The organism is Gillisia sp. JM1 (assembly GCF_000424645.1).
Lineage (GTDB): Bacteria > Bacteroidota > Bacteroidia > Flavobacteriales > Flavobacteriaceae > Gillisia.
In genome coordinates this window covers 1,653,295-1,673,293 of sequence record NZ_KE384218.1, presented here as the reverse complement: position 1 = coordinate 1,673,293, position 19,999 = coordinate 1,653,295, and the positions used below count along the sequence as shown (strand labels likewise).

At 34.9% G+C, this 19,999-nt stretch carries 22 protein-coding genes; 11 read left to right on the top strand and 11 right to left on the bottom strand.

Translation table 11 applies throughout. The features are described from left to right. Positions 1-87: 87 nt before the first annotated feature. Complete coding sequence (locus tag H033_RS20010; RefSeq protein WP_051227880.1) at positions 88-3,546, bottom strand: Eco57I restriction-modification methylase domain-containing protein; 3,459 nt, start codon at positions 3,544-3,546, stop codon at positions 88-90. 56 nt (positions 3,547-3,602) lie between these two features. Between H033_RS20010 and H033_RS0110670 the strand changes: the two genes are divergently transcribed. From H033_RS0110670 to H033_RS0110650, 5 genes are all read left to right on the top strand, one after another. Next, positions 3,603-3,944, top strand: a complete 342-nt coding sequence (locus tag H033_RS0110670) for a hypothetical protein (protein WP_026836780.1) — start codon at positions 3,603-3,605, stop codon at positions 3,942-3,944. A 58-nt stretch (positions 3,945-4,002) separates the two neighbouring features. Beyond that, positions 4,003-4,923, top strand: coding sequence for a transposase (locus H033_RS0110665; protein WP_026838318.1), 921 nt, complete (start codon positions 4,003-4,005; stop codon positions 4,921-4,923). A gap of 38 nt (positions 4,924-4,961) precedes the next feature. After that, entirely contained in the window at positions 4,962-5,693 is a 732-nt protein-coding gene (locus tag H033_RS20005) for a transposase (RefSeq protein ID WP_231367597.1), read from the top strand. Between the two features lie 93 nt (positions 5,694-5,786). Beyond that, positions 5,787-6,128 carry a hypothetical protein gene (locus H033_RS0110655; protein WP_026836780.1) on the top strand — a complete coding sequence of 114 codons (342 nt, stop codon included), beginning with the start codon at positions 5,787-5,789 and terminating at the stop codon, positions 6,126-6,128. A gap of 58 nt (positions 6,129-6,186) precedes the next feature. Next, positions 6,187-7,107 carry a transposase gene (locus H033_RS0110650; RefSeq protein WP_026838317.1) on the top strand — a complete coding sequence of 307 codons (921 nt, stop codon included), beginning with the start codon at positions 6,187-6,189 and terminating at the stop codon, positions 7,105-7,107. Here H033_RS0110650 and H033_RS0110645 read toward each other — a convergent pair. Further along, a complete protein-coding gene (locus tag H033_RS0110645) occupies positions 7,091-7,402 on the bottom strand; it encodes a hypothetical protein (protein ID WP_026838316.1) in 312 nt (103 codons plus the stop codon). The two genes, H033_RS0110650 and H033_RS0110645, sit on opposite strands and share 17 nt — an antisense overlap. Before the next feature lie 380 nt (positions 7,403-7,782). Here H033_RS0110645 and H033_RS0110640 point away from each other — a divergent pair, with 380 nt between their 5' ends. Genes H033_RS0110640 through H033_RS0110630 form a run of 3 tightly spaced genes read left to right on the top strand, consistent with a single transcriptional unit; the run spans position 7,783 to position 9,738 of the window. Further along, positions 7,783-8,820, top strand: a complete 1,038-nt coding sequence (locus H033_RS0110640; RefSeq protein ID WP_026838315.1) for an ATP-binding protein — start codon at positions 7,783-7,785, stop codon at positions 8,818-8,820. A gap of 4 nt (positions 8,821-8,824) precedes the next feature. Beyond that, positions 8,825-9,241, top strand: a complete 417-nt coding sequence (locus H033_RS0110635; protein ID WP_026838314.1) for an STAS-like domain-containing protein — start codon at positions 8,825-8,827, stop codon at positions 9,239-9,241. Further along, entirely contained in the window at positions 9,232-9,738 is a 507-nt protein-coding gene (locus H033_RS0110630; RefSeq protein ID WP_026838313.1) for a hypothetical protein, read from the top strand. Before H033_RS0110635 ends, H033_RS0110630 begins: the two co-directional genes overlap by 10 nt. Positions 9,739-9,850: 112 nt before the next feature. Here H033_RS0110630 and H033_RS0110625 read toward each other — a convergent pair whose 3' ends face one another. The 9 genes from H033_RS0110625 to H033_RS0110585 are packed head-to-tail and all read right to left on the bottom strand — an operon-like array spanning position 9,851 to position 17,143. Further along, positions 9,851-10,216, bottom strand: a complete 366-nt coding sequence (locus tag H033_RS0110625) for a hypothetical protein (protein WP_026838312.1) — start codon at positions 10,214-10,216, stop codon at positions 9,851-9,853. A 7-nt stretch (positions 10,217-10,223) separates the two neighbouring features. Further along, positions 10,224-11,078, bottom strand: a complete 855-nt coding sequence (locus tag H033_RS0110620) for a DUF4138 domain-containing protein (protein WP_026838311.1) — start codon at positions 11,076-11,078, stop codon at positions 10,224-10,226. A 27-nt stretch (positions 11,079-11,105) separates the two neighbouring features. Next, positions 11,106-12,038: a conjugative transposon protein TraM gene (traM, locus tag H033_RS0110615; protein ID WP_026838310.1), complete on the bottom strand. Its 933-nt coding sequence runs from the start codon at positions 12,036-12,038 to the stop codon at positions 11,106-11,108. Then, on the bottom strand, positions 12,028-12,642 hold the full coding sequence (locus H033_RS0110610) for a conjugal transfer protein TraK (protein ID WP_026838309.1): 615 nt from the start codon (positions 12,640-12,642) through the stop codon (positions 12,028-12,030). Before H033_RS0110610 ends, traM begins: the two co-directional genes overlap by 11 nt. A gap of 18 nt (positions 12,643-12,660) precedes the next feature. Further along, the gene (locus tag H033_RS0110605) at positions 12,661-13,503 is read right to left on the bottom strand and encodes a hypothetical protein (RefSeq protein WP_026838308.1); all 843 of its coding nucleotides are present in this window, start codon (positions 13,501-13,503) and stop codon (positions 12,661-12,663) included. A 3-nt stretch (positions 13,504-13,506) separates the two neighbouring features. Next, positions 13,507-14,139 (bottom strand): conjugal transfer protein, encoded by a 633-nt coding sequence (locus H033_RS0110600; RefSeq protein WP_051227878.1) that lies wholly within the window; start codon positions 14,137-14,139, stop codon positions 13,507-13,509. Position 14,140: 1 nt separating this feature from the next. Continuing rightward, positions 14,141-16,549: a TraG family conjugative transposon ATPase gene (locus tag H033_RS0110595; RefSeq protein ID WP_026838306.1), complete on the bottom strand. Its 2,409-nt coding sequence runs from the start codon at positions 16,547-16,549 to the stop codon at positions 14,141-14,143. Continuing rightward, positions 16,536-16,820, bottom strand: coding sequence for a hypothetical protein (locus tag H033_RS0110590; protein WP_026838305.1), 285 nt, complete (start codon positions 16,818-16,820; stop codon positions 16,536-16,538). Before H033_RS0110590 ends, H033_RS0110595 begins: the two co-directional genes overlap by 14 nt. A gap of 35 nt (positions 16,821-16,855) precedes the next feature. Further along, positions 16,856-17,143, bottom strand: a complete 288-nt coding sequence (locus H033_RS0110585) for a hypothetical protein (RefSeq protein ID WP_026838304.1) — start codon at positions 17,141-17,143, stop codon at positions 16,856-16,858. Positions 17,144-17,337: 194 nt separating this feature from the next. Here H033_RS0110585 and H033_RS0110575 point away from each other — a divergent pair, with 194 nt between their 5' ends. From H033_RS0110575 to H033_RS0110560, 3 genes are all read left to right on the top strand, one after another. Further along, positions 17,338-18,012 (top strand): N-acetylmuramoyl-L-alanine amidase, encoded by a 675-nt coding sequence (locus H033_RS0110575; RefSeq protein WP_051227877.1) that lies wholly within the window; start codon positions 17,338-17,340, stop codon positions 18,010-18,012. A gap of 270 nt (positions 18,013-18,282) precedes the next feature. Further along, positions 18,283-18,651, top strand: coding sequence for a hypothetical protein (locus H033_RS0110565; RefSeq protein ID WP_155827782.1), 369 nt, complete (start codon positions 18,283-18,285; stop codon positions 18,649-18,651). 210 nt (positions 18,652-18,861) lie between these two features. Beyond that, entirely contained in the window at positions 18,862-19,566 is a 705-nt protein-coding gene (locus tag H033_RS0110560) for an SUMF1/EgtB/PvdO family nonheme iron enzyme (protein ID WP_026838300.1), read from the top strand. The last annotated feature ends 433 nt before the right edge of the window (positions 19,567-19,999 follow it).

Sequence of the window (19,999 nt, the reverse complement as noted above, 5' to 3'; positions counted from 1 at the left end):
TGGTTTGTTTTCAGCTTGTGGCTAACTTGTTATATAATCTACTCTCCATTTCTTTAGCTTTTTTTTCCGGGGATAACAAATATTTCCCTATCCCACACTCCCCTCAATAATCCCGATTTCCTCCTCAGTCAACCCATAAAGCTCATAAACCAAGCTATCTATTTCTGCTTCTAAAAAAGAGGTATCTGCTGCAGTATTTTCTGTCTTCAGCATTAAGATTTGATTTGCTGTTTCCGCAATTATGTTCTGCTCAACTGCGGTTCCTTTTTTTATCGGGAATTTTCTCAGATCTTTAAGAATAATCTTTGGGAAGAGCCGCCTTACGGCCTTGGCTGTATTAAGTTGAAAGTAATATGAGATGAGTTTTGAATTAATTAGAGCTAAAATAAACTTTAAATTAATGTTACTTCCCTCTTTAGAATTAATGGCGATATTACTTCGATTAAACAATACAGTTTCTTCGGTATAACTGGCTAGCAGAGAATATGGGTGTTGTCCTGTAATTTCCCTTATAATAATCTTTGGATTGCTAAAAATTTCGAAGGACCTGGACGCCGCCAAATTTTCACCATATTTTAAGTATGAAGAATTTTCGTGGCATATATATCTGTCCACATCTTTCCCCTCCAGATAGGGAAAAGTCATTTTATCAAATTTGTGGTCATAATCATAAATTCTATTCGTAACATCTTCTCTTGATTGGACTGGAATTCCTTTGCCCACCTCATAAGCTTGGAGACCGGCCTTTATTTCCACTAAATCATCTAAAAGGTCAGAACCTTCTTTTAGTTTAAGCAAGAATTCATCCGTGGTATCACTGGAAAAAACATTCATTATTAAATCATCAGATTTAAGAACAGTTTCCGTTTTTTTATCGTGCAAATATTTTATTACTCCATTTTCACCAACGGAGACCTTAATTACTGGTAAAGATTTTCCCTTTAATCCAAAGTATGAGATCGTTTCAACACTAACACCTTCAAAAGATTCGCCTAAAAAGTTAACCACTTCTGTTATTGAAGCATTATTAAATAACAGCCTTCGTATTTTTTCGGTGGAACTCACCATTAAAAGAGTGTTAGGAACAATTAAACCATACATTCCTCTTTTGGTAAGGATCTTTAAAGTAAGTTCTGCAAACAGCACGTAAAGATTGACTTGATAATCAATTCCTTCATAATTGGAGTAAAAATAATTTTTGGAAGTTGTATCTAAATTATCACGTGAGAAAACATAAGGCGGATTCCCTATCACTACATCAAACCCCAAATAATCCCCTTCCTCATTAAGCACTTCCGGAAATTCAAATCGCCATTCAAAGGCGTTTTCATAGATCTTATTATCCTTGATCTCCTGTATTTCGGTTTCCAATTTTTTACTGTCCTTAGAAAGCTTTTCCAGCTTTTTATTCCAAGTGGCTTTTTCCCGTTTAGACATTTCAAACATCTGAGTTTGGTTGGTCAAAAGAAACAATTCGCCCTTTACTTTTTGCAGCTTTTTAACCTTAGGATCGTTGGAGGAGATCTCGCTCCTAAAGTCGTTCTTAATGTCGTGAATGATCTTTTCCATTTCTCGCTTCTGCTCCTTGTTTTCGGCGTTACGGTAGGTGTCAACAGCCACACGATAGCTGTCTATGTTCCATTTACTATCCTTCAGCGCCTTGCTTAAGTCGGCATCCAGATCAAAGCGGCTAATGAGCGAATTTCCACATTTGATGTTGATATCGATATTCGGCAGCGTTTCTAATTCCCCCTCCCGGCCTCCCCCGAAAGGGGAGGTGTCGTTTTCCCACTTATAATAAGTATTCTTTAAAAGTTCTATCCACAATCTCAGTCGGCAAATCTTAACTGAATTCGGGTTGATATCTACCCCAAAAAGGCAATTCTCAATGATCTGCTGCTTTTCATGGAAAAGTGCTTCCTGTATTCGCTGGCTTTCTTTCGCGGAGGGATTGTATTCAAATAGTTCCCCCTCCTCATCTGTCACAATAAGTTCATCGTTCACCACTTCCACCTGATATTCTTTCAGCCTTCTGCCGCTGCGATCCTGCAGAATGTTCAGGTCGTTTTTAATAGCGATTATCTCATTAAGAGCAGATACCAAGAAATGTCCCGAACCCACCGCTGGATCACAAATTTTAAGGCTGTTAATAATTGTATTCGCTTCCTTACGATCTTCAATACGATCATACAATTCCTCCAGATCTTTACATTCCCAGCTTTTGGTTTCATTAAATTTTTGAACTACCGCTTTCCTAATGGTCTCTCGGCACATATACATTGTAATAAAACCGGGAGTAAAGAAAGAACCGTCTTTATAACCATTGATCTTTTCAAAAATAAGACCGAGCACAGAAGCATTGATAAGCGTCTTGTTATCTTCCTGTATGCTCTCCCCTCCTTCACTGCTAAAATCGTAGGAGTTAAGAAACTCAAACAAATATTCGAGCGCATTGAGTTCGCCACTGCGCTTTTTGCCTTTTTTATCTTTCAGCACCGTGGCGCTATAGATAGGCAGCATTTTATCGTCACGGAGATTACTAATAAACAAAGTAGCATGTTCAATATCTGTAGGCTCAAAAAGTGAAGAGTTAAGATATGGCACCTTTTCAAAAAGCGCTTTTACATCTCCATTTCGTTCAGAATGTTTTTGCGCCAATACTTGAAAGAACAAACTATTAAGATCATCGTAATTGTGAATCCTGTCTAGGCTCAAAAATTCGTAGGTCTTATCCCCTTTCTGGTAAGTGAGCAATTGCGCTTCCAGCAGCTTAAGAAATAAGATTCTGTTGAGCCAGGTGATGCTTAATTCTAATCCCACATTAAACAATCGTTCCTGATGGGTATCTCCAAAATGAGAAGGATTGGACAATTGACCAATCTTGTCCATACTTTCCAATTGGATGATTGCATTTTCTAAAAAAGAGCCTGTGTTTCGATTGCCTTCCTTTTGTCGCTCTATGAGCTTCTTACCTCCTTGTTTGGTTTCAGTAAGGCCTATAATATGAAGTAACTCGCCGTAAAAGCGTTTATCTAGACTATTGCTGTCATTGGTAAACGGAAGCTTCAGCAAATGTTCTGGCGATAGCAGTTTGAAAAGTGCTATCAGTTTATTGTCATCTTTCGGATTGTTATTCCGAAGCGGTTTTTCATAATTCCGTATGTCGAAATGGGTGAATTCCACCTCCTGTTGCATTTCAGCTATAAAAGGTTCAGCTATTTCCTTATAGAAGAAATCGGTTGTTTTCCCGGCCAGCCTTCCGGCTTCAAAATCTATAAACTGACTTACAAGCCGTTTGTTTTGAGCGAAGGCTTTTTCAAAAATATTGGCATCAAAAATAAACCACTCATTTATGTTGGTTGCAATTAGGTATTTCACCTCCAGATTCTTCTGTGTTATACGCTCCCTGAGATAATATAAAACCAGTTCCTGAAAGGCTTTAACGTTCACCTTCTCTTTACTAAGCATCTCTGCCCTATTCGTAGGTTTCTTCGCTTCAATGATAACACCAACAGTACTTCCGGCTTTGTTGCCGTTATGGATCACGGATCAAGGTAAATACTTGGGGAGAAATGTATCTTTGCAAGCAAAACACTTAGAACTTGGATAAAGAATTAGCCCGCTATTTATTGCCAGAAGGCATATTAGAATATTTTGAGATCATCAGTCATAAATCATCAACAGACAAGGTTCATTTCTATTTAGAAGAGAAGAACATTCTACCCAAAGAATATCAATCAGAAATAGCACAATCCAAAGGCTTCTTACCAGAAATAACGGTTGAAGATTTTCCGCTAAGGGGTAAATCCGTATTGCTCCATATAAAACGTAGGCGTTGGACCCTGGTCAATACAGGAGAGATAGTAAAAAGAGATTGGAACTTAATAGCTAAAGGCACTCGGATAACTAACGAGTTTGGCTCTTTTTTAAAAGGTATCGCTTGATACTCATGCGGTAAGTGCCAAACGGTTTGGTGACTATTATAAGACCAATGGCAAAGCGCTGCAGTACCACTACAAAAACCATCTCAGCGACTTTAAGGATTGGGCGCAAAAAGAGCATTCACAAGATTGGCTGCTCTATGGAAAGAACTTGGGCAACTATTTGAGTTTAGATGAAACCTCTTTATCCAACGGTGAACTTTACACTATTCTAACAAACAAAGCAGCTAACGGAAAGAAAGGCAGCATAGTGGCCATTGTTAAAGGAACCAAAGCAGTTGATGTCATTGAGGTACTAAATGAAATCCCAGTAGAAAGGCGCAATATGGTAAAAGAAGTCACTGTGGATATGGCTGGGAGCATGAATTTGATCGCTAAAAAATGTTTCCCCAAAACCGAAATAGTCACAGATAGGTTCCATGTTCAAAAACTGGCCTCAGAAGCAGTGCAAGAAGAACGTATCCGATTAAGGTGGGAAATTATAGAAGAAGAAAACAAAGCTATTGAAGAAGCCAGGAAAAATGAAAAAACATATAAACCAGAGCTTCTCAGTAATGGGGACACGCACAGGCAGCTGCTCGCTAGAGGCCGATATCTATTGTTCAAATCAAAAGCCAAATGGACGGCAAGACAAATAGAAAGGGCTGAAATATTATTTGATCTATACCCAACTATTGAAAAAGCATACAACTTCTCTCAAGGGCTAAGCCATATTTTTAGAAACAACACAAATAAAGATGTAGCTAGGCTAAAATTGGCACACTGGTACAACAAAGTCGACAATTCCGAATTTAAGTCTTTCAATACCATTGCAAGATCCGTAAAACTGCACTACGAGACCATCCTAAACTATTTTAACAACAGAAGCACCAACGCTTCAGCGGAATCCTTTAATGCCAAAATAAAAGAATTCAGAGCTTCATTTAGAGGTGTCAGAGATGTGAAATTCTTCCTCTATAGACTAACTAAATTATATGCATAATTTTTGAGCTCCCCAATAATATGGTTTGATCCAGCATAGTGGCCATTGTTAAAGGAACCAAAGCAGTTGATGTCATTGAGGTACTAAAGGGAATCCCAGTAGAAAGACGCAATATGGTAAAGGAAGTCACTGTGGATATGGCCGGGAGCATGAATTTGATCGCTAAAAAATGTTTCCCTAAAACCGAAATAGTTACAGATAGGTTTCATGTTCAAAAATTAGCCTCAGAAGCAGTGCAAGAAGAACGTATCCGATTAAGGTGGGAAATTATAGAAGTAGAAAACAAAGCTATTGAAGAAGCCAGGAAAAATGAAAAAACATACAAACCAGAGCTTCTCAGTAATGGGGACACGCACAGGCAGCTGCTCGCTAGAGGCCGATATCTATTGTTCAAATCAAAAGCCAAATGGACAGCAAGACAAATAGAAAGGGCTGAAATATTATTTGATCTATACCCAACTATTGAAAAAGCATACAACTTCTCTCAAGGGCTAAGCCATGTTTTTAAAAACAATACGAACAAAGATGTAGCTAGGCTAAAACTGGCGCACTGGTACAACGAAGTCGAAAATTCCGAATTTAAGTCTTTCAATACAATTGCAAGATCTGTACAAATGCACTACGAAACCATACTAAACTATTTTAATAATAGAAGCACCAACGCTTCCGCGGAATCTTTTAATGCAAAAATCAAAGAATTCAGAGCGTCGTTTAGAGGTGTCAGAGATGTGAAATTCTTCCTCTATAGACTAACTAAATTATATGCATAATTTTTGAGCTCCCCAATAATATGGTTTGATCCTTCAGGGATCAAGGTAAATACTTGGGGAGAAATGTATCTTTGCAAGCAAAACACTTAGAACTTGGATAAAGAATTAGCCCGCTATTTATTGCCAGAAGGCATATTAGAATATTTTGAGATCATCAGTCATAAATCATCAACAGACAAGGTTCATTTCTATTTAGAAGAGAAGAACATTCTACCCAAAGAATATCAATCAGAAATAGCACAATCCAAAGGCTTCTTACCAGAGATAACGGTTGAAGATTTTCCGCTAAGGGGTAAATCCGTATTGCTCCATATAAAACGTAGGCGTTGGACCCTGGTCAATACAGGAGAGATAGTAAAAAGAGATTGGAACTTAATAGCTAAAGGCACTCGGATAACTAACGAGTTTGGCTCTTTTTTAAAAGGTATCGCTTGATACTCATGCGGTAAGTGCCAAACGGTTTGGTGACTATTATAAGACCAATGGCAAAGCGCTGCAGTACCACTACAAAAACCATCTCAGCGACTTTAAGGATTGGGCGCAAAAAGAGCATTCACAAGATTGGCTGCTCTATGGAAAGAACTTGGGCAACTATTTGAGTTTAGATGAAACCTCTTTATCCAACGGTGAACTTTACACTATTCTAACAAACAAAGCAGCTAACGGAAAGAAAGGCAGCATAGTGGCCATTGTTAAAGGAACCAAAGCAGTTGATGTCATTGAGGTACTAAATGAAATCCCAGTAGAAAGGCGCAATATGGTAAAAGAAGTCACTGTGGATATGGCTGGGAGCATGAATTTGATCGCTAAAAAATGTTTCCCCAAAACCGAAATAGTCACAGATAGGTTCCATGTTCAAAAACTGGCCTCAGAAGCAGTGCAAGAAGAACGTATCCGATTAAGGTGGGAAATTATAGAAGAAGAAAACAAAGCTATTGAAGAAGCCAGGAAAAATGAAAAAACATATAAACCAGAGCTTCTCAGTAATGGGGACACGCACAGGCAGCTCCTCGCTAGAGGCCGATATCTATTGTTCAAATCAAAAGCCAAATGGACGGCAAGACAAATAGAAAGGGCTGAAATATTATTTGATCTATACCCAACTATTGAAAAAGCATACAACTTCTCTCAAGGGCTAAGCCATATTTTTAGAAACAACACAAATAAAGATGTAGCTAGGCTAAAATTGGCACACTGGTACAACAAAGTCGACAATTCCGAATTTAAGTCTTTCAATACCATTGCAAGATCCGTACAACTGCACTACGAGACCATCCTAAACTATTTTAACAACAGAAGCACCAACGCTTCAGCGGAATCCTTTAATGCCAAAATAAAAGAATTCAGAGCTTCATTTAGAGGTGTCAGAGATGTGAAATTCTTCCTCTATAGACTAACTAAATTATATGCATAATTTTTGAGCTCCCCAATAATATGGTTTGATCCTGGATCACTAGGTCATTACGACCTTTGGTATTTATAAAATGATGGGGTTCATAATACGTTTTCTTGAGAAAATCTATGACCAGGTTCTTGTGGAATTCCTCGCTTTCGGTATCGTTGGTCCTATCCAATAACTGAATAAGATTCTCCTTAAACTGCTCGATTTGCGATCTGTTGGGCTTAACCTTTAGAAATGCTTTGTTGAGTGCCTTGCGCGGCTTAAGTATGTTTGTATTCCCTGAATTGATTGACTGTTCTGTCTGCATGCAGAAATGGGGGTTATTATTAAAAACAAACAGCGCGTAGGGACGCCATTATCAAGTACCTTGTTAATGAGTTCTTAAAAGTAGGTAAATAATTTATCATAAAGTAATTGAACCTTTAATAACTGTTGTTTTGTTAATTCTTATTAAAATTAATAACTTTAACTCCTTTTAAATTACACGGGTCCCCATTATAGCCCCATTTTTGTAATTTCAACTTTGAAAGTGAGAGTTAGGCAAAACCTATATAAAGTTCATTTCGATTTTTATTTTTGTTGAAAATATTAACTAACTTTCCCACTTTGGATCTTGCCATAACTTGATTCTTTTTTACTAATAAAATCCACCATCTATAAAAAATTTTTAAGAATTCCTGCAGAAGAATGAAAAAATTGTTTACAACCTCAAAATATAAAAAAAGGAATTTAAGAAAAGGAAAAAGGGTGGCAAAACAAAAATCGAGGAACAAACCTTATATTCCTAAAAACAGACCTCTTAATTATTTTAGAGATGTAAATATTAAAAAACCTGCCGTAGTTGCTCCTAGAAATTTCCAATTAATTAAAAATACAGAAGATTGTTTAAGATTTTTTAAGAAAATTAGAAGCCAAGAAAGTCTTAGCCAATTTAAAAAATTACGCTATATTGAAATATCTTTGACAAAAGTAAAGGATATCGATTATAGCGCAATATGTATATTAATAGCAATTATAGATGATTACAATTACAAAGGAATTCTTTTGAGAGCAGGATTACCAGAAAACAAAAAATGCAGAAATTTCATAATTGATTCTGGCCTTTTAAATAAAATGTATGATGAAAGTGGTAAGCCTTTTGGAAAAGCTGATAAATCAGATCATTTATTCTTTACTAGAGGTGCGAAGAAACTCAGCAGAGAAGATAACATAAGAATAAGTAATGCTGTTAAAAATTCCGTTAAACATTTGACCGGGCTTGAAAGACATTGTCCAAAATTGAGAAGAATTCTTTTGGAAATTTGTGGTAATTCTATTGAATGGGGTGGTACTGCGGATAGACAATGGCTTTTAGGAATTAAATATGGCGAGGATAGCGTTATTTTTACAGTTACTGATGTGGGAAAGGGAATTTTAAAAACACTGCACAAAAAGTTTGATCGAAAAGTAAAGGATTTTATTCAGGATATACCAGAGGATCAAATATTGTTAAGTGCTTTTAAAAAGAAATATGGCTCTAATACACAAGAAATTAATCGAAATAAAGGATTGCCAGCAGTTAAATTAGGTTTTGATGAAGGGAGAATAGAAAATTTAAAAGTATTAACTAATAACGTAATCTTACATTTTGATAATACAGCTAGTTCAAAAACATTTGCTAAGAGTATCCCTGAATTCTATGGCACCTTTTACAGATGGAATGTCTCAAAAAAATGCATAGAATGAAATTATGAAAATTATTAATGTAGCAGAAAATTTTTCGGAATATCCAGGTCTTAGGCATTGCAGTATTAGTGATGACTCCGGAGAAGAATTCTATCATAAAATTTTAAACTCAGCCTTTAAAGAAGCAGTCGACAAGGGAGCAAAATTAATGCTTGACTTAGATAATACTGCAGGATATGCCCCTTCTTTTTTGGACGAAGCATTGGGGAATTTAGTTTATGATTTTACATTAGAAAATGTTACGAAACATTTGGAAATAATTTCAATTCAGGAACCGGATTTAAAAACCATGTTACAAAATGAAACTTTTATTGAATGGGAAGAGAGGAGAAAAAGAGGAAATACCCCAAAAATAACTGGAGTACATTCTGCATGGTACCGGTTGGTTAATGGAAAATTGATTTTAGATAAATGGGAATAATATCAGGCTGTATTATACTCGCAAGTCTGGAAGTTTCGGATTATATTAATATTTTCTCAGTAATTTTGAATGCAATTTTAGCAATTTGGATAATAAATACCATTCAAAATAGATTAAATAATAAAAGAGTTTTAAAGGATTATTTTATCAATGAGGTTAAGGATATTAGAGGGGAATACCGAATACTCTTAAATGAGATATATAGAAGTAAAATTAAACCTAATAAAATTTCTCCGTGGTTGAAATTAATGAATATTAGAACTAATGATTTAATGGACATAATTCTAAAAAAACATCGAGTTAGCGAAAATTTTCTCAGACCTTATCATATTGACCTCCGAAATTTAATAACTGAAGATGCAAATTTCATTCAAAGTTTTAAATTAAATGAGGAATTTGTTTTAACAGAGAAATCAAAAAAAGATTTAATTGTGTTTCAACAAAAAAACAATAGTCTATTTAATAAACTCATAATTGAAATAAATGATGCCACTTAAATAGGCAATAAAATTTAGGGGTTTCTCATCGATTCTATTTCTACTTATTTAAATTTCTAGTTTCATCTCAAATTAGATTAAAGTATGTTTCTAAAATTAATTATGGCCATCTTCAAAACGGCGCCTTCTCCCCCATTCCACTCTCTGTAACCTTCCACATATTTTCTTCTTTAACAAGTTTAAAGGTCTCTGGTTTTTTTTCATAAATGGTAGTAAATTTTACCCATGCATTGTTTCCAATAATGCTGTCGCGAATCAGCTTAAAATTTGACTCTTTAACATTATTCTCCTGTGTAAACAGCTCTTGCACACTAAGGAAAGATTCATAACTTTCAGAGGTAGTGTATTTCTTTAAGTCTGAATTTTGCTTTTGGTAAAAACTCTCCACTACTGTCTCAGCAGTTTCAGCAGAGCTCATTTGAGATTCCCCACAGGAAATAAAAGTGGTCAGAATCAAAATAAAAATTAAATTTCTCATAATAAGTTTAATTAGGGTTATTGATATAGCGTTGCTTAACTTTCAGTTTCAAATCGCGTTCGCCATTCTTTTCGTTGAGATCTAATACTACCTCTTTATCATCTGCGATAGAAAATTTTGGCATCACATAAACAAACCTGGTAGATTGACCTTCTTTAATTATCCCTGGCATTTGATATTTCAGGGATGGCTCTTGAACCAGTTTTTGCATAGATTTCCTTTTTCCATTCTTCCTGGTTTGCACCGATAGTTCCAGAAAGTTTAATTCATAATCTATAGTAGATCTATTTTTAATTTCCAATACAAAAAACAAATGCTCCTTATCGAAAACAATATTTTCTACTCTTAGAATAACATCATTTTTTCGCTTTTTAATCCTTCCAATACCTTGCTTCTTCTCAATTAAATAGGAACAAGACTTCCGGAAATAAATTTCATCAGAAACGGATAAACTTTTATCTGAATCTTCCTTTAAACCCGGATCTTTAATGACGTCTTTAATTCCTTCAGAAACAGGAAAAACATTACCTATACTATTGGTATCAGCAATAAAATAATTCAGTTTTTTAAGATCTCCGGAATACTTTACAAAATACGAAAAAATAGCTCCTGAATCACTGATAACCAGTAAATTACTTTCTTTTCCAGGTGTCGCCTGCAGCAATCCGAAATGTTGTTCTTTCTCCCTATTATAGGTGAAAACAAAATTTTCTGAACCTGTAATTCCCTGCTGAATAGGAGAAGGAAAAAACAATGCTACATTCTTATGCTCATTAGCGTAAATGGTGTCCAGTTTTAGACTCTGGCTGTATAATTTGAGCGAGGACAGAACCAGAAATATTATTAAAATTGAATTTTTCATTTCTTAAGATTTTAGTATTTATAATTTTTAATTAGCCTGTTTTAAAATGAGCTTGTAGTTATTGGTAATAGTCACTTTAATATTTTTGTTATTTTTCTGAAAAATCTTTTTGATCCCTCCTACCTGCGGAACTCCCGCAATATTAATATCATCTACAACATCACCAATTACCTCCCGTGTGGCATCGGCACGAAAACTATTCTCTACATAAATGCCTTCACTGCCATCCTGAAGATCGTAAGCTTTCAGTTTTACCGGGTGCTGATTGATATTCTCAATTTCGATGATCGCACGATTGGGCTGAAAGCGAATAAACCCATAAATAAGAGTATTCTTTTTAACAGCTAAACCATCGATTACTGTTTCTTTTACCAACCTCATACGCAATCGGCTATTCACCATTACCATTTGCTCCCCATCCACTTTTGCATAAATAGATTCTTCAGGTCTTATTGAGGTAGTTGCGCTAGTATTCTTCAGCGGATTTGAACTAAAAAACAACTGATGGTCCAAGCCCATTTCCTTGCTGGCAATCTTATTTTCTTTATTCTGAATAATTGAGGTATCCACAACTCTTTCAGAAAAATTGGTCTTTTCAACTTCCCTATTCCTAGTGCGGTTTTCAGTGTAATTAATCCGTCCGGAATTGTAGATGCTGTCCACAATCCGCTCTTTTTCTTTTTCCTTTAAATCAGGATCATAAAAACCAAGAGAATCAATAAGCTTTTCATCATAGATGCTTGGTGCATTGGTTTCCCTTACTTCCTTAAGTGCATTGACCGCATCCAGTTTGGATTTGTATTCTTTCTGATCCTGTTTCAATTCAGGAACTTCGGTTTGTTCGAGAGTTTCAGATTCATCATCCCCATCCCCCATTACAATAACAGAATATGAAATGATGAATATAAGGATCAATGCCAGCACACTCCCGAATACGATTTTGTTTCTCTCAATTTTCATTAGTTATCTTTTTTAAAGTGTTTTCAAAATAATTTGTGATCAGCAATCCATGAGTATTATTTGGGAAGTTCCTATCAACTTTAATCAGGTTTCCACTGGAAACCAGTTCATAAGTGTCGACAATAGAACCCCTATTGATTTCAAAAACTGTAGTAGTCCTGAATTGGTAAGGTTGCGTCTCAAGATCTACATCAGATTCTATACTTAGGACATTCTGTACCAAAGAATACTGAAGCAAGCGATTATATACTCCATCTGCCTTTTTCTGCCGGTATAAATTATCTACCGAGCTATTGCCAAGCCATAAAGCCTTTTCCAGATTTCGTTCGTAATTACTGGCGTCAATATCATAAAAATAGGTCTGAAATAATTCCAGATGTGCCAGAGCTTCCACCTTTAAATTTTCTTTCTGACTGACCCATTTTAATGGAATTACAGCTCCATCAGAATTAATAGCAAAGGCATTATTTAAAGCTTCTTGATTTATTTGAAAAACAATCCATGCAGAAATTGAGGTGGAGAAAAATGCCATTAAAACAACACTAATTACTACGAAACGATTAATTTTTAGTACCGAAAAAATATTTTTATAAAATGTTTTCATTGCTTAATAATTTATACTTTATGATGTAAAGAGTTTAAGGGTGAATGAAGTTGCTCGGGTGTAAAGCTTGAATTTTAGAAAAACGATAAAGGCAATAGAGCCGGCTTCCACAATGATTTTTATGATACTATTATCTGATGATGAGCCCAAAAGGTTAGACCAAAAATTTATATTGATCTCCGAATAAAGGGTGTTCACGAAAATATTGACCAGAAAAAATGCAGGTACAAGCATGTAAACCCCAGCATACAACCTAAAAAAACTATAAGCCATGGTGCGGAATTTTTCAAAAACAGAGAGACTGATCACCAAAGGGAAAAAAGCTTGCATGATCCCTAGCAAAAAATACCGTTCCGCTAAAAACAATGGGTATATAAAAAGATCCAGAACCCATAAAAACAATCCTAGAACAAAAGAGATAACTTTTACAGGATATAATGGCGTTACTAAGGCTTCATACAATAAAGCCATTGCTTTTTTAGCGGCTTCCAGTGCACCCACATCTTGTTCAATATCTATATCTTGAAGTTGCAAAGGAATGAGTGCGGGTGCCGTATCTCGGTAAGTCGATTCAATTGCCACTAAAATTCCATCAAAAACTCCTAACACTTGGGTTGAAAAAATAACCAGCAGAACGATCGCAAAGTTTTTTGCAAGTTCCCCTGGGCTCAATCCCCAAGTGTAGCCTGAATTTTCGGCAATGCCTTCATTGTATTTCTTGAGTATATTCACCAAGAAAAATAGTACTCCCAAGCTTTTCATCCCAGCAATGGTATATTGTGAGAAATCACTGCTTTTGATAGTTTGAAAAACAGCATCCAAATATTCGAGTCCAATTCCTAAAAAAATACTTGCAGCCATGGCTTAGTAATTGGATTCTCTGTTATTAATCTTATCCTGCATTTCCCTAAAGGAAATGATATCCCGATATCTTAGAATCTTCTGATTGATCTCCACGACCATTTCTTTTGAGCTGAGTTCTTTTTCTTTCAATATCACTGCTCTTTCAGAATCGGTCATTTTTAAATAATCGCTGGAAAGTACTTCTTCAATAAAATCGAGATCTTCCAAGGAATTATTAATAATGGCGTTGAAAGAATCTGAGATTCGGGTCACCTCTTCGGCTTTGATGTATGGGGAGTTGAGAATCTCACGAAGATCATCTCGAACAACATTGAAAAGTCGCTGGTTATTTTCAGAAATCTCTCGTACAGCCTTCAATTGTTTAATTACACTGTTTACTTTTTCAAGATTTTCCTTCTGTTGTTTTAAAAAATTTACGGTCTTAAGCAACTGTGAAGTCTGTTTAGCCGATTCTATTAATGACTTTGCTAGACTTATAAAATTAGTATTATCGTAAACCGGCATTCCCTGGGCCGCAACACGGTCAGGCATTAATAAGACAGTCGTCATTATCACTAAAACGATTTTAATTTTGGTTTTACTCACAACACTACTATTGTGTAAGTGTTCATGAATTTTCTTTGAAATTTTCATACTACTTGTTTTTTGGGTTAATAAATTCTGTGATTGCTTTTTCCATATTCTGATGCTTTTCATAAAGTGATATTATTTCTTCATTTTCGACGCCATCAGTCAGGTAGGCAGCATAAACTTCTTTAGGAACTTCCAGACGGAAGACATTGCTTTGCTTTCCTATCTTGATAAATATTTCGGTGTATTTTCTTGGACCAGTAAGGTTGTTTTTTATAGATTTAAGTTGATTTAGATCATGACTGGAGAGATTTAGCCTTTTCTTCAGCTCATCATACCCTTTTTCATTATGAAGGCTGTATATCACTTGAGTGTTCTCTAGAATACTTGCTGAAACAGAATTATTCGGAAGCTGATTTATAGACTGAAGGATAATACCAATAGCTCCATTTTGTTTCCGGATCGCCTGATAATAGAATTCCACACTTTCCAGAACATTTTCGAACTTCAGCTGCTTAGCGAACTCATCAAAAAGAATGATTCCCTTTTCTGCTTTGTTTTTCCATATGGTACGTTGTATGGCAGATTTTATTAATTTCAGCATAACAGAAAGGATCTCTTTATTATCCTTTACTTCATCAAGTTCAAAGACAATTAAACGTTTATCTTCAATTTTATAGGTCTGATCTTCCCCTGCTTCGAAAAGAAAGCTGTAAAGACCGTCTCCCACATATTCTGACATGATGTGTAGGAAGTTTTGAATGTTAAAATAATCTGGATGGATACTTAGATCTGTAAGCAGGGTTTTCTGATTGTCTTCTATAAACCGATAAAAACTCTCCAGGGAATGTTGACTTGACACAGTTTGATAATAATTAAGCAGAATCTTTTTTGCTGAAACCGACTGACTTCGACTAATTTTTTCATCTGAAGTAAAGAGTTCAAAAATAAAGACAGATAGATCTTCTAGCCTCTCCGCGTTCAGATCGTTCGGGTTACTGATATAAAAAGGATTTATTCCCAGATTTTTACCGCTTTCATAACGCAGGATGGTGTATTGCCCGGGGTATAATTTTGCGAATTTGGTATAGGAACCCCCAAGGTCAATAATCACCAAACGCACTCCAGCTTCAAAATACTGACGGAGAATGTTATTGGCTAGGAAAGATTTCCCTTCCCCGGTGGGCGCGAAAATGGCAAAGTTCCTTGCTTTAATCCGTTTTTTCTTCTCGTCCCAAACGTCTTTAATTACAGGAATATTAAATTCCCGATCATTAAAAATAACCCCCGTGGAATCCGATTTATAGTTGGTATTATTAATAAACAGGCAGAGTGCATGTTTAAGATCGGTTACATACAGGTCTTCATTTGAAAAGTTTGGGGAAAAGCAGAAAAAGCTATTCAAAAAATAATTCTTACGCTCTTCTCCGCCCGGAGAATAAGGAATGATATCCAGTTCCTTTAATTCGGTCTTTATCTTAGAAGCTATTTTTTTGAGCTCTTGAAATTCCGCAGCCCAATAAACTACATTCAATTGTCCGCGGATGATCCTTGAGCTGTCATCAGCATTGATCTGTTCCAGAATATGCTGAACCTTTTTGAGTACTACTTTGTTCTGCGATCCAAAATTGGAACTTTTACTAAGTTCTTCTATTTTCTTATCTAGAAGCTTTCGCCATTTCTGTTTATCATCTAAGTAAATGAGTTGGTTTACAATATGGTTCTCATTCAAAGTAAGACCAAGACCGTCTATAAATCCCTGGTGAAATTTAAAATCATCTGAAGTAAAATGCTCATTGATCTTACTGCTTTGAACGTTTTCTCCAAAACAGAGTTCGCTATTCACAGCCAGAACATCGAAGTAATTTTCTCCAATATGAATATGGGATTTATCTAATAGAATATCAGAATCGAAATCCTTATTAAACCCGTTGAAATAAGTGTTACAGATTTTATTGATTTCCTCAGAAGGAATTGGTAGAAGTCGAAGCTTACGGCTATTATTTATATAGGAAACCGAATCTATTACATCTCCAATAAAATTTTGAACATTCTCATCCATCTGCTGAGGGATCTGCTTCAAAATATTTCGAAAAGGATTTACAAATTTTGAATTATTTAAAGCCCTGTTCTTGGTGCAGATAAAAAACACGTAACAATCGTGTTTGATATAATCCCGTCCCTTAAAATGTCGATTGGTAGCTTTTCCAAGAAAAGTAGTATTAGGTAAGTCTGTAGAGGAATATTTTACCTTTTGATAGACATCCTGTTTATGAACGATACAACCAACAGGTAAAGATTTTAGAGCCTGAAACCAGCTAGTATGCAAATCCTCAAAATCCTTTTCAGATAAAGAATAGATCTCTGGTAATTTGATTTCATAGCAAAGTGCCACGTTTCCATTTGCGGCAAATACAATATTCTCCTGAATATTGGCTATTGGTGGATGAGATACAAGATTAATCCTGCTCATAATTGAAAAAGTTTGATTTCTTATTGCTGATCGTTTCAGGAAATACCTTAGAAATATGAAATAGTTGGGGAGAAGCTGAAATTCTGGTAAGTGCGATATAAAGTGCCGCATTAAAAATGAATACTCCGATAATGACTGTTAGGCTGAATGAAAAAATAATCATCAGCAACGCTCCTACTACGGAAATCATCATTAGTGCGAAGAGCGATATGGGCAAACCCCATATCATTGCTCTTTTCCTGATATTCTTATAAATTTCAAATTTCTTCATAGTGTTTTGATAATTAAAAGCTTCACAAGGCCTGATTATACTGTAATTGAAATGAGATAGGTAAAAATGCCCACTACTGCTCCTGCAATTAGTACGAATACTAAAACCCTGGTAATACCTTTTTTCAGATCTGCATTTTCACCAAAGAAATGTCCGGCGTTAAAAAGGAATCCTACAAGAAATATCACTCCTAAAAGGACGGGGAAAATTGTTCTAACAGTATCAGAAATATCTGATACAGAATTTTCTATTCCACCAATCTGTGCGAAAAGTGGAATAGAAAAAAGGGATAAAAAAAGTGTTGGGTAAATAGATTTTTTCATAATGAACGTTCTTTGATCTGCTTTCGCAGAGTGGTTGATGAAGACCACTTGATGATTAATTTTTATGAAATTTATTGTGAAAAGGAAAGAGGTGGACTAAATGTTCAAACTTTAACGCGAGTTCATGTTAAAGTTTGGAAGATTCTTATAAATCAGATTGATTCTTTGAATTTTGTTGAAACAAAGAATAATTTATGGAACTCAGGAAGTCAATTTTTAGCATTTTTTTCTTCAGCACTATAGCCATTTTCCCAATTGAAAATTACTCTCAGACTGAGAAAGCTAATCAGTTTGTTATTGTTGTTGATCCCGGCCATGGAGGAAGTGACCCCGGTGCAGTTGGAATCAATGGAAATAAGGAAAAAGATGTGGTCTTGAAAATAGCCCGGGAGATGATAAGAATAAGTAAGTCATCTCCAAAAAATGAATTCAAGATTTACCTCACTAGATATAAAGACAGCTTAATCTCCTTAAGTGACAGAACGAAACTCACAAAAGCATTAAAAGCCGATGTATTTATTTCTCTTCACTGCAATCATTCTAATGATCCTAGAGCTCGAGGAATTGAGATATATGTATCTAACAGAATATCTCACCAATCGAACGAATCTGTTTTACTTGCTTACCAATTACAAAAAGAGCTACGTAAGAAATTAGGCTTTGAAAGCAGGGGTGTCAAATTTGCGAATTTTCAGGTGCTTAGGGAATCTGTTACTGATTATCCAGCAATATTGTTAGAATTGGGATTTTTGAGTAATTGGGAAGAGGAAAAATGGTTGAATAACCCAGAAAATATAAATCACATGGCTTCTTTAATTTTAGTTGCTATTCGGAAAAGTTTGAATTTAGATAAAAAACCTAAAACTTAGGTTTATCCCAAATGTTTTTTGTTTAAAAGTGTATATTCGAATTCATATAACACGTTACAAAGCATTGCGCCGATAAAAACAAAATTCTGCTAAATAAGAAAAAATAAATTTTTGACTAAAAATTGAAAAAAGGATAGCAGAAATTGAAAACTCATGAGCAGAAAATTTTAAAGTCCTTTTCATAATTTAAACTAAGACTTTACAAAGCAAAAAATTATTAAAAATGGAGTCCAGAGACCATCAAAAACGGAATATATATATTATTCAAAAATGAAAAAATATTATTTATTACTCACAGCTTTCCTTTTTATCGGTTTTATGTACACATCTTGTAAAGAAAAAGCTGATAATTTAAAAGTAACCTATGAAGTAACAACAAACAAAGAAAATTTTGATATTTCATATATAGATGAGAACGGAAAGAAAATTGAGAAAACAATAAGTGGGAAAGATTGGACAACATCCTTTATCGGTAAAGAAGGAGATTCTGTATCTATATCAATTAAGTCCCATAATCTAAATGATAAGATCGCTGCTAAAATAATTTATGACAATAATGTAATTCAAGAAATTGTTACTTATGGACAATTGAGTGATGAATATGTTGCAGCTAACATTTCTTCAATATTGCCTTATTAAAAAACTCAGAGAACTATTTTTACAATTTAAATGTCATTGGACGGTTGCTTACTCGGGCGGGGCGCACGCTATGTAACATCGGTTAAGCGCAAATAGCGGGCATTCTGGTGAAAAGTGCTATTTTAGACATCAAGTAAAAAACAACTAAGCCGACAAGAACGCGTCCCTACTCCACGCTACTTGCCTTAACCAAGACCGTTGGCAATTATTATGAAGAAAATTTTAGTTTTAATTATAGTTTTAAATTTGACCTCTACTATTACTTTAGGTCAAGAAAAAAAGGTGGTACCACCAGGTACAATATATTTAAATGATAGTTTATATATTGATAAAACTCCTGTTACTAATCAGATGTTCTTAGAATATTTGACAGCGAAACATTTTCTCAGAGAAAAGGGATTCATTTCATTCTCCGACTTTCATAGAAGCACGGAAGAAAAATTTGAGAGGCTAATCATATTATATCCTTCTTTCTTAAAAAACTTGAATAAGAATGAAAGCTTGCTAACAAAGAAAAAATATTTTGAAAATCTGAAATATCAATATTCCCCTGTTCTGAGAATATCTAAAGAGCAAGCAATTGATTTTTGCAAGTGGAGATCGGAAATGGTTGATTACTTATGGTCTAATAAAAGTGAACCTATTAATCAAAATATAAAATATAGATTACCTAAAGAGAATGAAATTAAAATAGCGAAAGAGTACTTCTCAAAAAGAGAAAGGTTCAGATTTTATGATGGTAAAAATCCAACAAAATTTAATACTGTTAAAAAGACTAATAATTTCATTATTTATAACATTTCTGAATTCACAATATCAGACAAGATTTTTGGGAGTAATTGGAAAAATATTTCTCCGACTGAATTTCCGAATGAAGTTACAGGATTTCGCTGCGTATGCGAGATCCAACCATAACAATAGCCAACATCGGTTAAGCACAAATAGCGGGTATTTCAACAAAAAGTGATATTTTAGATACCAAAAAACAAACAACAAAGCCGACAAAAACGTGTCCTTACTCCACGCCACTTGCCTTAGGTACTGTGTTATAAAACAAGTATTTTTGTTAAAAATTTTAGGAAGAAGTCAATGTTAAATTGCTTCTATCCTGTGCAGCAAGGACTTCGGTTCTTGCTGTCTTTTTTTGCTCATGTTTCGGATCGTAATCTATTTCATTCTTCCACAGACTATACATTAGATGCAATAGTTCTTGTACTTCTATTCAAACTATTATTGGTTTGACTTTGTTAGGTTTAATTCGCTCATAAAATTTCTTAAAATAGGATTCCATATGATTAGAAATTTGAGAGGAAAACAATACGTAGGGAACGTTAAAATATCTCTAATG

Excerpts from the sequence above, each read along its gene's own strand:
- H033_RS0110600 (WP_051227878.1), bottom strand. The coding sequence starts at position 14,139 with ATGAAAATTTCAAAGAAAATTCATGAACACTTACACAATAGTAGTGTT.
- H033_RS0110645 (WP_026838316.1), bottom strand. The coding sequence starts at position 7,402 with ATGCAGACAGAACAGTCAATCAATTCAGGGAATACAAACATACTTAAG.
- H033_RS0110640 (WP_026838315.1), top strand. The coding sequence starts at position 7,783 with ATGAAAAAATTGTTTACAACCTCAAAATATAAAAAAAGGAATTTAAGA.
- H033_RS0110625 (WP_026838312.1), bottom strand. The coding sequence starts at position 10,216 with ATGAGAAATTTAATTTTTATTTTGATTCTGACCACTTTTATTTCCTGT.
- H033_RS0110565 (WP_155827782.1), top strand. The coding sequence starts at position 18,283 with ATGAAAAAATATTATTTATTACTCACAGCTTTCCTTTTTATCGGTTTT.
- H033_RS0110575 (WP_051227877.1), top strand. The coding sequence starts at position 17,338 with ATGGAACTCAGGAAGTCAATTTTTAGCATTTTTTTCTTCAGCACTATA.
- H033_RS0110605 (WP_026838308.1), bottom strand. The coding sequence starts at position 13,503 with ATGGCTGCAAGTATTTTTTTAGGAATTGGACTCGAATATTTGGATGCT.
- H033_RS0110635 (WP_026838314.1), top strand. The coding sequence starts at position 8,825 with ATGAAAATTATTAATGTAGCAGAAAATTTTTCGGAATATCCAGGTCTT.
- H033_RS0110610 (WP_026838309.1), bottom strand. The coding sequence starts at position 12,642 with ATGAAAACATTTTATAAAAATATTTTTTCGGTACTAAAAATTAATCGT.
- H033_RS0110585 (WP_026838304.1), bottom strand. The coding sequence starts at position 17,143 with ATGAAAAAATCTATTTACCCAACACTTTTTTTATCCCTTTTTTCTATT.
- H033_RS0110595 (WP_026838306.1), bottom strand. The coding sequence starts at position 16,549 with ATGAGCAGGATTAATCTTGTATCTCATCCACCAATAGCCAATATTCAG.
- H033_RS0110630 (WP_026838313.1), top strand. The coding sequence starts at position 9,232 with ATGGGAATAATATCAGGCTGTATTATACTCGCAAGTCTGGAAGTTTCG.
- H033_RS0110620 (WP_026838311.1), bottom strand. The coding sequence starts at position 11,078 with ATGAAAAATTCAATTTTAATAATATTTCTGGTTCTGTCCTCGCTCAAA.
- H033_RS0110560 (WP_026838300.1), top strand. The coding sequence starts at position 18,862 with ATGAAGAAAATTTTAGTTTTAATTATAGTTTTAAATTTGACCTCTACT.
- H033_RS0110590 (WP_026838305.1), bottom strand. The coding sequence starts at position 16,820 with ATGAAGAAATTTGAAATTTATAAGAATATCAGGAAAAGAGCAATGATA.
- traM (WP_026838310.1), bottom strand. The coding sequence starts at position 12,038 with ATGAAAATTGAGAGAAACAAAATCGTATTCGGGAGTGTGCTGGCATTG.